The sequence below is a fragment of the Mycobacterium kansasii ATCC 12478 genome (assembly GCF_000157895.3).
Lineage (GTDB): Bacteria > Actinomycetota > Actinomycetes > Mycobacteriales > Mycobacteriaceae > Mycobacterium > Mycobacterium kansasii.
Genome location: NC_022663.1, coordinates 1490404 through 1504838, shown reverse-complemented (window position 1 = coordinate 1504838; position 14435 = coordinate 1490404). Strand labels below are relative to the sequence as shown.

The window sequence follows — 14435 nt, the reverse complement described above, 5'->3', positions numbered from 1 at the left end:
CGACACTGGAGGACACCGTGGAACACGTGCCCGAGCCGGTCGGCCGCGATATCGCCGATCTGCTCGACGGGCTCGACGGTACGGCGCGCGCGGAGCGCGCCGAGCTGATCGCGTGGCTGCTCGAACAGGGCATCACCGCTGACGAGATCCGGTTGGCCAACCCGCCGCTGTTGCTGGCCACCCGCCGGCTGATCGGCGACGACGGCACGTACGTATCCGCCCGCGAGATCAGCGAGACCTACGGCATCGACCTCGCGCTGCTGCAGCGGGTGCAGCGCGCCATCGGTTTAGCCAGAGTCGACGACCCGGACGCGGCCGTACATATGCGAGCCGACGGTGAAGCCGCCGCAACCGCGCAGCGGTTCGTGGAGCTGGGGCTGAATCCCGATCAAATCGTCATGGTGGTGCGGGTTCTCGCCGAGGGCCTGTCACACGCCGCGGAGGTCATGCGCTATACCGCGCTGTCGGCGATCATGCGTCCGGGGGTCACCGAGGTGCAGATCGCCCAGGCGTCGCAGGCGCTGGTGAGCCGGATCGTGCCGCTACTCGGCCCGATGATCCAGGAAATGCTGTTCATGCAGTTGCGGCACATGATGGAAACCGAGGCCGTCAATGCCGGTGAGCGAGCTGCCGGCAAGCCGTTGCCGGGCGCGCGCCAGGTCACCGTCGCTTTCGCCGACCTCGTCGGCTTCACGAAACTCGGTGAGGTGGTGTCGGCCGAGGAGCTGGGGCATCTTGCCGGCCGGCTGGCAGAGCTGGCGCGTGACCTGACCGCTCCGCCGGTGCGGTTCATCAAGACGATCGGTGACGCAGTGATGTTCGTCTGCCCGGATCCGGTGCCACTGTTGGACACGGTCCTGAAGTTGGTCGAGGTCGTCGACACGGATGCGGCGTTTCCCCGGTTGCGGGCAGGGGTTGCGTCCGGCATGGCGGTGAGCCGGGCCGGTGACTGGTTCGGCAGTCCGGTGAACGCGGCCAGCCGGGTCACCGGGGTGGCGCGGCCGGGCACGGTGCTGGTCGCCGATTCCGTCTGGGAGTCCGTGGGTGACGGAGCGGGGTTCGAGTGGTCATTCGCCGGCACCCGTCGCCTCAAGGGCATCAAGAATGAAGCCAAGTTGTTCCGGGTGCGTCGAGGCGACGGCGGCGACCGGCGGCCCTGATCGGGCAGGCCGCCCCGGAGGACTAGCCATCGCGCATATGGGCAGGCCCGGAGCGACTCTCGGGGGCGTCTGGCTCCGTCTTACGCGGATCCTGCGCTGCCGGATCTCACCCCGATTTCCGGCACTTGAGTTCGGTCGCTTCCGGGCCTGCTTCGCTACCAAAAATACAACTGCGCATTACCCGATAGCAATGGCCTTCCGGCCCGCCCATGGCATGAGCAGGGCCCCGTGCGGCTTGGACGTTCACCGCCAGCGAACTTTATTCCATAACAGTTATTACGGTGTAATCATGTAATTATGAAAGTACACCATATGCACGGACACCGGCACGGGCGACCCGGAGGCTGGCAGCAAGCCCAGCAACCCGATGCCAGCGATGCGGCCGAATGGTTCGCCGGACGTCTCCCCGAAGATTGGTTCGACGGCGATCCCACGGTCATCGTCGACCGCGAGGAGATCACGGTGATCGGCAAGCTTGCCGCACCAGAGGATTCCGGAACGGAGCAGAGTCCGGCACGCGGGAAAGGACGAGCCTCGCGGTTCCGGGAGGAAACTCGCTCCGAGCGGATGCGAATCGCCGATGAGGCGCAGGATCGCTACGGACGCAAGGTGTCCTGGGGCGTGGACGTCGTCTCCGGCACCGGCACCGAGCGGATCCTGTTCACCCACATCGCGGTTCCGGTGATGACCCGCCTGAGGCAACCGGAGCGTCAGGTGCTGGACACGCTGGTCGACGCCGGTGTCGCGCGGTCACGCGCCGACGCCCTCGCGTGGTCGGTCAGGCTGGTCGGCGAGCACACCGAGGAATGGCTGGCCAAGTTGCGCACCGCCATGGCGGCGGTGGACGACCTTCGCGCCCAGGGACCCGATCTGGGGAATTAGCCCCCTACTTGGTTTCCTTGTTGACCTTGGCGATGATCTGGTCGGCGATCTGGCCACCCTGATCGGTGATCTGGTAACCGCAGGCGTTGATGTCGACGATCACGTTGTTCGCCACGCTCATCGCACGCTGGCACTCCCAGCCGTCAGCGCCCTCCTGGGTGTCGATGACCGTCATCTTCGGCGGGCTGCCGACCACGTCGGCGAACGTCCACCGGTAGGTCTTGCCTTGGTTGGTGACGGTCACGGTCTTGCCCGCACAGTTTTTCCATTTGCCCGCCGCAGACTGCAGGAACGAGCGAGCTTTGTCGGCCGACGGAAAGGCCACCACGGCCTGGTTGACCCAATGGTCGTAGGTGTCCCCGGGTTCCGACGACACCAGACCGCTGATTCCGGTGTAACCCGTGCCGGCGTACACCGGATCCTGGCTGGTATACAAGGCCGCCTGGCAGTCGGGCAGCGACAGTGTCACCGGAGAAGTGTCCATCGACGTGATGGGCTTTCCCGGCTGAATGTTCGACGCGCCCATCACGGAGTTGATTTCTGAGGGGCTCAGCAACAGCGCGCTGAGCCGGTCCTCCGAGATCGGTTTCGGCGGCGGCGCCGGCTTGGGTCGGGTGACGAGCCAGATGCCCACTCCTCCGACGACCAGGACGAGCACGATGGCGACGGCTGCCACGATCGGCCCCGGGTTGCGGTTCCGTGATGCCGACGGCTGCTGCCCCTGATTCCAGGCCGGTGGGCCGGGGGGTTGCTGCGGCGGCGGTGTGCCCGGCGGAGTCCCGCCCCAGCCGCCGCCCTGGTAGAACGCCGGGGTGGGGGTCGGCTGGCTGGCCGGCATCGGGCCGCTCGTCGGGGCCCACGAGGGTTGGCCCGCGGGCGCGGCTGGTGGCGGGGTTGGTGCCCGCCCGGGCGGCGCCGAGGCCCCGGCGGGTCCCGGCTGTCCGGGACCCGCCGAAGGTCCTGACGAGGGCCCCGAACCGGCCCCGGCGGGGTAATACGGTGGCTGGCGTTGCGGGGCGGGTCGCGGTGCCGGCGGAGCGGGGGCCGGAGATGCCGAGGGCGCCATCCCGGTGGCCGGCATGGTCGGCGGCGCGACGGCTGTGGGCGGGCCGGGCAGGGTGGCTTCCTGGCTGCGGCGCAGGATGTCGGCAGCGTGGTCTTGATCGGGGTCGCTGAGCGCCTCGTGGGCCGCCAGCGCCAAGTCTCCCGCACTGGCGTAGCGGTCCTCGGGCTTTTTGGCCATGCCGCGCGCGATCACCGCGTCGAAGGCCTTGGGGATGCCCGAGCGCAGGGTGCTGGGCTGAGGGATGGGATCCATCAAGTGAGCGGTGACCAGCATGCTGGCGCTGTCGGCGCGGTAGGGCGGACTCCCGGTCAGGCATTCGTGCAGCACGCAGGCCAATGCATAGATGTCGGCGCGGTAGGTGACTTCGTCGTTGGAGAAACGCTCGGGCGCCATGTATTTCCAGGTGCCCACCGCGGTGCCCAACTGGGTGAGCTTTTCGTCGGTGGTGGCGCTGGCGATGCCGAAGTCGACCAGGTAGGCGAAGTCGTCGCGGGTGACCAGGATGTTCTGCGGTTTGACGTCGCGGTGCATCACGCCGGCGGCGTGCGCGGCGTCGAGGGCGGAGGCGATCTGGGTGATGATGGCCACCGCTCGCGGCGGGGTCAGCGGGCCGAAGCGCTTAAGGATGTGGTCCAGGTCGGTGCCCTCGATGAGGCGCATCTCCAGGTACATCTGCCCGTCGATTTCGCCGTAGTCGTGGATGGGTACCACGTGGGGTTCCTGCAGCCGGCCGGTGATGCGCGCTTCACGCTTCATCCGCTCCCGAAACACCGGGTCCTTACTGAATGTTTCCGACATCAGCTTGACCGCGACCGTCCACTCTTTGACCGTGTGTTCGGCCTCGTAGACTTCGCCCATCCCGCCGCGGCCCAGCAGCCGCTTCAGGCGATAGGGCCCGAATGTCGACCCGACTCGCGAGCCCTGCGCGTCACTCATCGCTGATCCTCCCGGTCACGCCGCGATGCCGCAGACACTATCAACAACAGTCAGCCAGGCGCGTCAGCCGCGAGGCCAGGAAATGGCCCGGAATAGCCAGGGCCGGCGGAAGACCGGCTCCCGTACCGCGATCCGACAACCGTGTCGCGCATCGCTTGGAGCCCGCCCCCCGGCACCCGCCCGGCGAACATCCTTTCCCGGGGCCCGTTGGCGCCAAGAAGTCCGCAAGAATGCGGCAAGCGCGTAGGCAGAAGCTCTCCTCAGCTGTCGAGTCAGCTGTCGAGAAGGGAAGAGACAGATGCCTACCACTGCCCGGACCGGCTTGAAGACCCGCGTGGCCGTCATGTTCTTGATGACCGCCTTGGTCGGGTTTGCGGCAACGTTCCCGGCGCAGTGGCGTACCAGCGCCGGACGCGCCTGGTCCTTCGGGGTGTACTACATCGGATACCGGCTGTTGTCGGTACAGCTCTCCTGCGGTTCGCTGGCCGTCAGCGCGGTCCCGTTCGTCGTGAAGCACGCCTGACAGCCCGGTTCACTTGCGGGCTTTGCGTTGCGGGTCGAGCCGCCTGAGTTGTACAGCGATGAGCATCACCAGCACGATCGCCTGCACCAGGCAAGCTCCGGCGGCGAGCAGCCAGCTACTGACCTTGTAGTCCCACAGCGGATCCTGGTCCCCGCCCGCGGTGCGGCGCAGGTCGTTGAGATCGACGGTGGCGGCGGCCATGGCGTAGGCCCACCGGGACGGGGACAGCCAGGCCAGTTGCTCGAGCGGAGGCCGGCCTTTGACCCCGAACATTCCGCCGCACAGCACCAGTTGGGCCATGACCACCAGTACCAGCAGCGGCATGCCCCGATCGGCGTTGCCGATCAGCGCCGAGATCAGCAGGCCGATGATCATCGAGACCACGGTGACGGCAACGACGGCCACCGCCACCTCGAGTGTCGGCCAGGGCAGCACGACCGATTGGTCCGGTGCGGGCAGGAACGCCGGGCCCAGGAATCCGAGGATGAGTCCTTGGATGGTGGTTAGTGCGGTCAGGACGACGAGTTTGGAGGCTAGGTAGGCGCTGGCGGATAGGCCGATGCCGTGTTCGCGGCGGTAGATGGCTTGTTCTTTGACGATTTCGCGGATGGAGGCCGCGCAGCCCATCAGTGCGCCGCCGATGATCAGCAGTACCAGCAGTTGGGAGGGTTGGGTTGAGCGTTCTTCGATGGCTTTGGCCAGTGAGAGTCCGGCGTTGCCGGGTACGGCGTGGGCGAACAGGCTCAGCAGCAGCGGCAGGGCCAGCAGGAACACCGAGTATTGGCGGTCGGCGGCGATGACGGCCAGGTAGCGCCGGCACAAGATGGCGAATTGGGCCAGCGCGCTTTGTTGGGCCAGGGCTTTGGTGGTGGGCGCTGGTGGGGGTGGGCCGGGTTTGGGGGCCGGGTGGGCGGTGACGGCGGCGTGTAGCGGTGAGGCGTAAAAGCGCGCGGTCCAGTCGGTGGTGGTGTCGCGTTCGAGCAGGGTGAACAGGTCGGCGAAGTCGGTGCAGTGGAAGTAGCTCAAGGCTTGCTGGGGTGGGCCGAAGTAGGCCAGCCGGCCCCCGGGGGCCAAGATCAGCAGCCGGTCGCACATGTTGAGGTGGGCGATGTTGTGGGTGACCACCACCACCGAGCGGCCGTCGTCGGCCAGCGTGCGCAGGGTCTGCATGACCGACTTCTCATAGCCGGGGTCGAGCCCGGAGGTGGGTTCGTCCAAAAACAGCAGCGAGGGTTTGGTCAGCAGTTCCAATGCGACGCTGGTGCGTTTACGCTGCCCGCCCGACAGACTGTCGATGCGCTGATCGGCCTGGGTGGACAGGCCCAGTTCGGTCAGCACCTCCTGGATGCGCTGGTTGCGTTCGGCGGCCGACACGTCGTGGGGAAAACGCAGCCGCGCAGCGTAATTGAGCGCGCGGCGCACCGTCAGCGGGGTGTGCAAGATGTCGTCTTGGGGCACGAACCCGATCCGGTGGCGCAGCTCGGCGTAGTTGTCATACAGGTCACGGTCGTCGTAGCGCACGCTGCCGCTGGTGGCCGGGCGGAACCCGGTCAGCGCCCCCAGCAGCGTGGATTTACCGGCCCCGCTGGGCCCCACCACCGCCAACAGGCTGCGCTGGGGCAGGGCAAAGCTGACATCGGCCAACAACACCTTGGATTTTTTGGAGCCCTTGTTGGTGACCACCCGCAGGTTGGCGGCCTCATAGGAGATGTCGCCGGTGTCAACGTATTCCACCAGCCGATCCCCGGACAGATGCAACAGCTGATGACCGATGCCGACAATGTCGCTGGGCCCCAGCAGCGCCCGGCTGATCCGGGTGCCGTTGACGTAGGTGCCGTTGGCGCTGTTGTTGTCGACCAGCTCCCACTGACTGCCCGAACGGCGCAGCATCGCATGCCGGCGCGAGACCAGCAGATCATTGAGCACCACATCGTTGTCGGGGCCACGCCCGATCGTCACCACCAACTGATCAATGGCATGCACCGCCGTGGGCGGGCGGGCCACCGTCGTCTGACCCACCACCGCCACAGGCTGCGGCGCCGCCGCCTCGGGCCGCCCGCCCGGCGCCAACTGCACCAGCTCACCCGAGGACGCCGACCCCAACATCACCGACACCGGCCGCGCAACGGCCACCCGCTCGACGCGGGCGCCCTCGACAAACATCCCATTGCTGCTGTGGTTGACCAAAACCCAGCCCCCCGGGCCCGGCTGCAACACCGCATGATCACGCGACACCCGCGGATTATCCAACCGCACATCAGCCTCAGCCGACCGACCAATCGTCCACACCCGATTCGGCGTGGCATGCCAGACCCGCCCACCAGCACGCACCTCCAACCGGGGCACATCCATCACGACCGCCTCGGTCCTACCCTCCATACCCAGCCTCCGGCACCTCCACCCCACAACCCCAAACCACTCACCACCCCACGGCGACAATCTTCAGGGCGCGCGTGCGATGCCGCCCCGGAGTCTCGACCGCAGCAGCCCCTAGTTGCAGTACCAGGTCCCGATCCACCCTGAGGTACCGAGGTTCTTCGCGGCGTCTTGCTCTGCGGCCAGCAGCGTAGGCCCGTAACCGCCCGCATGATCACCGCGGCTGTTCTCGGCGATGGCGCCGCAGTCGGTGAAGGTGACGAGCACCTTGCAGTCGGAGTAACCGCATGCGCCCAACGCGGCGCTCTCCGCGGCGGCCCTCGACGGGGCATGCTTGGTGCGGCCAAACACTTTTCCGGACGGCGAGTAGGCGATCGCGCCCACGTACCCGTCGGCCTCGGCTGCGGGCGCCAGCGTGAGGATCATCGCCGTCACCGCTACGAAGTTGGTCACTGAAACCGCAGCTCGGCGTTGAAAAGCGGTCAATGCCATGGTGGTTCCTTTCCAGGTTCGGTGGTCCGGCAAATGCTGAAACGAGAGGGGGCTCGATGTCGGGTTGGGGCCGGCTATGCCGGTTTGGTTGCGGTGACTTGCTTGCCCCAGTCGGACATGGTCATCGTCACGGTCCCGTTCTGGACCGGGCTGATTTCGATCTTGACGAGGTGATAAGACCCGTCCGAGGCGATCCAGACGGTGGTGGGTGTGCCCTGCGCGTCCTTCGGGCTCAGGCGCGCCCCGGCCAGTGTGGTGATGTCGTCGGCTGACGACGTCCCGCTGATCTTGGTGGTCGGGATCCCGTTGATCTGCTCGCTGCCAACCACTTTCGGGTTTTGCAGGTCGGAAAGCAGTTTGGCCAGGCCGCGATTCGGGTCGAGCAGGGTCGACACGTCATAGATCGACGCACCGTTGCCGTAATCGGCGTACGTGCCGGGGTCGGCGACGTCGGAATAGAGATGCCCGTCGACGTAGACGAACTTCGAATCGACCGGGTTCTTGCCGACGACCAGCGTCGCGGTACCGGTGGCGACGGTTTGCGGCGTGTTGGAGACGTCGCCGTCGAGTTTGGTCACTGCGAGGTTCGGCACCGAGCCTTGCACCGTGAGGCTCACGTGCATCCCGGTGACCTTGGCCATGACGTCGGCAGCCTGTTTGACGGTACTGGCGGCGTCGCCATTGGCCGGGCTGCTCGACCCGCCGCCTGCGCCCTTGTTTGAGCCGGAACATCCGGTGAGCACGAGTGCCGTCGCGGCGACGGCGGACACGGCCGCCGCAGCGGCGCGAGACCAGCGCTTCATAGACATCTCCTTCGTCGAGGCAACGGCACGTTGCCGCGGGCAAACTCAGCTGGAGGCAGCGCCAAAGCCAGGCGACTTAGCGTAAACCCGCCGATATCGGCTTGACTACCCCTTCGTCGGTCTTGGTGGCGAGAGGGTGATCGCCGTTGGAGCAAAGCGGCAAGCCGGCGACGCCGCACCGATGACCGGCCCGCAACCAGACTGGTCAGCAACACCGTCAGGCTCGCCGCGCCGATCGCGCGGGCTTACTTACGGCCCTTTCGCTGGGGGTCGAGCCGCTTGAGTCGCACCGCCAGCAGGAGCACCAGGACCACCGCCAGCGCCGCGCACATACCGGCGGCGGTGAGCCAGTGACCGCGGTCGTGATCCCATAGCGGGTCTTCCGCGCCCGGGTGCAGGAAGTTCACCCCCACGGTGGCGGCGGCCATGGCGTAGGCCCACCGGGACGGGGACAGCCAGGCCAGTTGCTCGAGCGGAGGCCGGCCGTTCACCGCGAACATTCCGCCGCACAGCACCAGTTGGGCCATGACCACCAGTACCAGCAGCGGCATGCCCCGATCGGCGTTGCCGATCAGCGCCGAGATCAGCAGGCCGATGATCATCGAGACCACGGTGACGGCAACGACGGCCACCGCCACCTCGACCGCGCCCACCAGATGCTGTTGTGTTTCGTCGGCGTGCTGCGGCAACAGCACGGAGCTATCGGGGGGAGGCAGGAACAGCGTCCCCAGGAATCCGAGGATGAGTCCTTGGATGGTGGTTAGTGCGGTCAGGACGACGAGTTTGGAGGCTAGGTAGGCGCTGGCGGATAGGCCGATGCCGTGTTCGCGGCGGTAGATGGCTTGTTCTTTGACGATTTCGCGGATGGAGGCCGCGCAGCCCATCAGTGCGCCGCCGATGATCAGCAGTACCAGCAGTTGGGAGGGTTGGGTTGAGCGTTCTTCGATGGCTTTGGCCAGTGAGAGTCCGGCGTTGCCGGGTACGGCGTGGGCGAACAGGCTCAGCAGCAGCGGCAGGGCCAGCAGGAACACCGAGTATTGGCGGTCGGCGGCGATGACGGCCAGGTAGCGCCGGCACAAGATGGCGAATTGGGCCAGCGCGCTTTGTTGGGCCAGGGCTTTGGTGGTGGGCGCTGGTGGGGGTGGGCCGGGTTTGGGGGCCGGGTGGGCGGTGACGGCGGCGTGTAGCGGTGAGGCGTAAAAGCGCGCGGTCCAGTCGGTGGTGGTGTCGCGTTCGAGCAGGGTGAACAGGTCGGCGAAGTCGGTGCAGTGGAAGTAGCTCAAGGCTTGCTGGGGTGGGCCGAAGTAGGCCAGCCGGCCCCCGGGGGCCAAGATCAGCAGCCGGTCGCACATGTTGAGGTGGGCGATGTTGTGGGTGACCACCACCACCGAGCGGCCGTCGTCGGCCAGTGAGCGCAGGGTCTGCATGACCGACTTCTCATAGCCGGGGTCGAGCCCGGAGGTGGGTTCGTCCAAAAACAGCAGCGAGGGTTTGGTCAGCAGTTCCAATGCGACGCTGGTGCGTTTACGCTGCCCGCCCGACAGACTGTCGATGCGCTGATCGGCCTGGGTGGACAGGCCCAGTTCGGTCAGCACCTCCTGGATGCGCTGGTTGCGTTCGGCGGCCGACACGTCGTGGGGAAAACGCAGCCGCGCAGCGTAATTGAGCGCGCGGCGCACCGTCAGCGGGGTGTGCAAGATGTCGTCTTGGGGCACGAACCCGATCCGGTGGCGCAGCTCGGCGTAGTTGTCATACAGGTCACGGTCGTCGTAGCGCACGCTGCCGCTGGTGGCCGGGCGGAACCCGGTCAGCGCCCCCAGCAGCGTGGATTTACCGGCCCCGCTGGGCCCCACCACCGCCAACAGGCTGCGCTGGGGCAGGGCAAAGCTGACATCGGCCAACAACACCTTGGATTTTTTGGAGCCCTTGTTGGTGACCACCCGCAGGTTGGCGGCCTCATAGGAGATGTCGCCGGTGTCAACGTATTCCACCAGCCGATCCCCGGACAGATGCAACAGCTGATGACCGATGCCGACAATGTCGCTGGGCCCCAGCAGCGCCCGGCTGATCCGGGTGCCGTTGACGTAGGTGCCGTTGGCGCTGTTGTTGTCGACCAGCTCCCACTGACTGCCCGAACGGCGCAGCATCGCATGCCGGCGCGAGACCAGCAGATCATTGAGCACCACATCGTTGTCGGGGCCACGCCCGATCGTCACCACCAACTGATCAATGGCATGCACCGCCGTGGGCGGGCGGGCCACCGTCGTCTGACCCACCACCGCCACAGGCTGCGGCGCCGCCGCCTCGGGCCGCCCGCCCGGCGCCAACTGCACCAGCTCACCCGAGGACGCCGACCCCAACATCACCGACACCGGCCGCGCAACGGCCACCCGCTCGACGCGGGCGCCCTCGACAAACATCCCATTGCTGCTGTGGTTGACCAAAACCCAGCCCCCCGGGCCCGGCTGCAACACCGCATGATCACGCGACACCCGCGGATTATCCAACCGCACATCAGCCTCAGCCGACCGACCAATCGTCCACACCCGATTCGGCGTGGCATGCCAGACCCGCCCACCAGCACGCACCTCCAACCGGGGCACATCCATCACGACCGCCTCGGTCCTACCCTCCATACCCAGCCTCCGGCACCTCCACCCCACAACCCCAAACCACTCACCACCCCACGGCAACGTAGCAATTTTGCATCCGTTACGGGGTGGAAAAGTCGTGCTTGGGAACCGCCAAGACGGCTACGGTTACACGGTTTGGCCCATCTCGTGCATCTTGGTCATCGCCGCCCATGCCGACAAACCTTGTTGTGCTGCTTGGGCTTCAGCTCTACTGACGGTCCGGATCAGCCGTACTTCGCCCACCAGGTGTGCAGTTCGTCGATGGTGGCCGGATCGCCGAAGACGTCGCTGAGCATCAGCTTTTCTTCGTTGGTCCAGATCACGTTCGGGTGGTTCTTATAGGTGCCACAAGCGATCATGCCGGCCGTCACGTTCGGCGTCCTGTCGTAATGCCAGCCGTCCGGCGACGGCCCTTCCCCGGGGCAGTTCATCAGATCTACCGCGGCGATGTCGTCGTTGAAGGCCTTTTTGAGCGCGTCAAGAGTCGGGAACAGTCCGTAGATGGCGCGGCTGGGGCCGCCCTGGTTGGTGTTCTGCCCGCAGTTGTACATGGCAGTCGCTCCGGTCCAAACGCTGTCCGGCTTGGGACTGGTCGGTGTGCACGTGCCACTGGTGTAGCCGGACGGCAGATAACTCATCAGCCTGCTTTGCGGGTCCCCGGCGGGGGTGGTTGTCGCCGGGGAACTCGGGGTTGTCGGCTTGGTGGTGGGGACGGAGGTCGTGGTGTCCGCCTTCGGGGTGGAATCCGGTCTAGTCGCCAACCAGACCCCGATGGCGGCAACGACGAGAACGACCACCAGTGCGGCAGCGCCGGCCACGATCGGCCACGGGTTGCGCTGGCGCGATGCGGGCTGATTCCAGGGTGCCGGGCCGCCGAGCTGTTGTGGCGGCGTGCCCGGTGGCGTGCCCCCCCAGCCGCCGCCTTGGTAGTACTGCGGGACCGGGGCGGGCTGACCGGCGGCCGGAATGGGACCGCTCGCGGGTGCCCACGCGGGCTGCCCGGTCGGGCTCGCCGGTGGCAACGGCCCCGAACCAGCCGGTTCCGGGTACTGCGGCGCCGGTGGCGGTGTGGCAGCAGCAAGCGTCGGCGGCTGGGGCGCAAAAGCGGTGCCCGGCAGGGTCGCTTCCTGGCTGCGGCGCAGGATGTCGGCCGCGTGGTCTTGATCCGGGTCGCTGAGCGCGTCGTGGGCGGCCCGGGCGAAATCGCCCGCGCTGGCATAGCGGTCCTCGGGCCTCTTGGCCATGCCGCGCGCGATCACCGCGTCCAACCCCTTGGGAATCCCCGAGCGCACGGCGCTGGCCTGCGGCACCGGATCCATCAGGTGCGCGGTGACCAATGTGGACGCGCTGTCGGCACGATAGGGCGGGGAGCCGGTCAGACATTCGTACAGCACGCACGCCAATGCGTAGATGTCGGCGCGGTAGGTCACCTCGTCGTTGGAAAACCGTTCGGGCGCCATGTATTTCCAGGTGCCCACCGCCGTGCCCAATTGGGTCAGCTTCTCGTCGGTGGTGGCGCTGGCGATGCCGAAGTCGACGAGGTAGGCGAAGTCGTCGCGGGTCACCAGGACGTTGGGCGGTTTGACGTCACGGTGCATCACCCCGGCGGCGTGGGCGGCGTCGAGCGCGGAGGCGACCTGGCTGATGATGGCCACCGCCCGCGGCGGGGTCAGCGGACCGAAACGCTTGAGCAGGGTGTCCAGGTCGGTGCCCTCGATCAGACGCATCTCCAGGTACATCTGCCCGTCGATTTCGCCGTAGTCGTGGATGGGCACCACATGGGGTTCCTGCAACCGACCGGCGGTGCGGGCTTCGCGCTTCATCCGCTCGCGAAATACCGGGTCCTTACTGAACTCCGCGGTCATCAGCTTGACCGCGCACGGCCACTCCTTGACGGTGTTCTCGGCTTCGTAGACCTCGCCCATACCGCCACGGCCCAGCAGCCGCTTGAGGTGGTAAGGGCCGAACATCGACCCCACACGCGAATCTGGCGCCTCGCCCATCGCTGATCCTCCCTCGACCCAACCCGAATTCCGCCGACCCTATCAAGCGGGCACGAGATATCGCAGCGAGTGCGACCCATCGGCCCAGCAACCCGTGACGGTAACCATGACGGTATGCCCTCGCCAACCTGACCGCATGAAAACGGGGCTTATCCGTCCGCGGGCGACCGGGCACCGGGGTGCCCCGTCGATCTTCGGATGAACACGGTCGGCCACGACGGCCGTCCGGTTATGGCCGCGCGCTAGCCGGGTGCCAGGCCGTGCGGTCACCGCGCGGCGAAAAGCCCTGGCGCAGTGCGACACTGAGCCGGCACCCGTCCTGTCCAGCCGGCTCGTCGCGGTCAAAGCAGTTGCGACACAACCGTGCTGGCGCCAGGCTAGCGGTCACGCCGGGCAGCGATCTGAAAGGTGAATTCGTGGTCGCAGATGCGGATGTGATCGCCATCGTTGAGCGTGGCGGCGCCGCGGATCCGCTGGTGCCCTACGTGCACACCGTTGGATGACCGGAGATCGTTGATGATGTAGTTAGTCCCGGTGTCGATGATGACCGCGTGATGGCGGCTGACCTTCGCGCTGTCGAGCACGATGTCGTTGTCACTGAGACGGCCGATACGGGTCGCCGCGGTGCGAAGCGGGTGGTCGTGCCCGGTGGCGATGTCGTGCAGGCAGGCCATGGCTTGTTGTCCGGTCACCATGGTGCGCTGGTCGAGCACGGTGACGGTGCCGACGGCGGTGGACTTCGCATTCATCTTGGCGTCCAACGGTTCCTGGCGCAGGATGCGTTCGTTGAGACCCCGCAGGGTCGGGCCGGGGTCGATGCCGAGATCCTCGGCCAGGGTTGTCTTTACCCGCCGGTACGCGCTCAACGCGTCGGATTGCCGATCGGTGAGGTAATAGGCGGTGATCAGCTGCGCCCACAGTGGTTCGCGATACGGGTGTTCGACAGTGAGGGCCTCCAGTTCGGTGATCACCTCAGCAGCGCGGCCGCAAGCGATCTCGGCTTCCGCCTTGGCGGTGTGGGCGAGAATCTTGTCCTCCACGAGCGCGGTGGCGAACGCGTTGACGAACTGGAAGTCGCGCAGGTCATCGAGCACGGGCCCACGCCATACCCGCAGTGCCGCAGCCAAATGCCGGCTGGCCTGTTCGAATTTGCCGGCAGCGGCCGCGTGTACCCCGGCAGCTTTTTCTGCGATGAACCGCCCGAGATCGCAGCTGTTCTCCGGAATGCTGAGCCGGTAGCCCGGGGGTGCCGCGGCCAATATGGCCCGGGGGTCGACCCCGGCGCCGCTGAGCAGCTTGCGCAGGTTGGACACGTAGGAATGAATGCTGGCCCGGGCCCCGGAGGGAGGCCACTCCTCCCAGAGGGCGGTGATCAGCGCGTCGACCCCGACCGGCCGGTTGCGGTTGATCACCAGCATGGCCAGGACCGCCCGCTGTTTAGGGGTGCCGGTCGGTACCAGGGCGCCGTCGATGCTCATCTCCAGCGGTCCCAGCAGACCGAATTCGAGACGTTTGCCCGTCATCGCGTTACCAGCCATCCCGGGTCCTCCGCGGCTTCATC

At 66.9% G+C, this 14435-nt stretch carries 10 protein-coding genes; 3 read left to right on the top strand and 7 right to left on the bottom strand.

From position 1 onward, the window contains the following. The first annotated feature begins 5 nt into the window (after positions 1 to 5). Positions 6 to 1160 (top strand): adenylate/guanylate cyclase domain-containing protein, encoded by a 1155-nt coding sequence (locus MKAN_RS06425; protein ID WP_371686068.1) that lies wholly within the window; start codon positions 6 to 8, stop codon positions 1158 to 1160. 297 nt (positions 1161 to 1457) lie between these two features. Continuing rightward, positions 1458 to 2042 carry a hypothetical protein gene (locus MKAN_RS06420; RefSeq protein ID WP_036392501.1) on the top strand — a complete coding sequence of 195 codons (585 nt, stop codon included), beginning with the start codon at positions 1458 to 1460 and terminating at the stop codon, positions 2040 to 2042. 4 nt (positions 2043 to 2046) lie between these two features. On the opposite strand, the gene MKAN_RS06415 is transcribed toward MKAN_RS06420, so the two are convergent. Next, the gene (locus MKAN_RS06415) at positions 2047 to 4044 is read right to left on the bottom strand and encodes a serine/threonine-protein kinase PknH/PknJ (RefSeq protein ID WP_023366369.1); all 1998 of its coding nucleotides are present in this window, start codon (positions 4042 to 4044) and stop codon (positions 2047 to 2049) included. Positions 4045 to 4342: 298 nt separating this feature from the next. Between MKAN_RS06415 and MKAN_RS06410 the strand changes: the two genes are divergently transcribed. Beyond that, positions 4343 to 4567, top strand: a complete 225-nt coding sequence (locus tag MKAN_RS06410; RefSeq protein WP_023366367.1) for a hypothetical protein — start codon at positions 4343 to 4345, stop codon at positions 4565 to 4567. Positions 4568 to 4576: 9 nt separating this feature from the next. On the opposite strand, the gene MKAN_RS06405 is transcribed toward MKAN_RS06410, so the two are convergent. The 6 genes from MKAN_RS06405 to embR all read right to left on the bottom strand — a co-directional run bounded on the left by MKAN_RS06405 (position 4577) and on the right by embR (position 14412). Next, a complete protein-coding gene (locus MKAN_RS06405; protein WP_023366365.1) occupies positions 4577 to 6946 on the bottom strand; it encodes an FHA domain-containing protein in 2370 nt (789 codons plus the stop codon). Positions 6947 to 7057: 111 nt separating this feature from the next. Beyond that, on the bottom strand, positions 7058 to 7396 hold the full coding sequence (locus tag MKAN_RS06400) for a DUF4189 domain-containing protein (protein ID WP_225722862.1): 339 nt from the start codon (positions 7394 to 7396) through the stop codon (positions 7058 to 7060). Positions 7397 to 7509: 113 nt separating this feature from the next. After that, positions 7510 to 8238, bottom strand: a complete 729-nt coding sequence (locus tag MKAN_RS06395) for an LppX_LprAFG lipoprotein (protein ID WP_023366361.1) — start codon at positions 8236 to 8238, stop codon at positions 7510 to 7512. Between the two features lie 245 nt (positions 8239 to 8483). Then, positions 8484 to 10874 (bottom strand): FHA domain-containing protein, encoded by a 2391-nt coding sequence (locus tag MKAN_RS06390; RefSeq protein WP_023366359.1) that lies wholly within the window; start codon positions 10872 to 10874, stop codon positions 8484 to 8486. Positions 10875 to 11095: 221 nt separating this feature from the next. After that, a complete protein-coding gene (locus MKAN_RS06385) occupies positions 11096 to 12874 on the bottom strand; it encodes a serine/threonine-protein kinase (RefSeq protein ID WP_023366355.1) in 1779 nt (592 codons plus the stop codon). Between the two features lie 377 nt (positions 12875 to 13251). After that, positions 13252 to 14412 carry an ATPase/transcriptional regulator EmbR gene (embR, locus tag MKAN_RS06380; RefSeq protein ID WP_036392504.1) on the bottom strand — a complete coding sequence of 387 codons (1161 nt, stop codon included), beginning with the start codon at positions 14410 to 14412 and terminating at the stop codon, positions 13252 to 13254. Between the last annotated feature and the right edge of the window lie 23 nt (positions 14413 to 14435).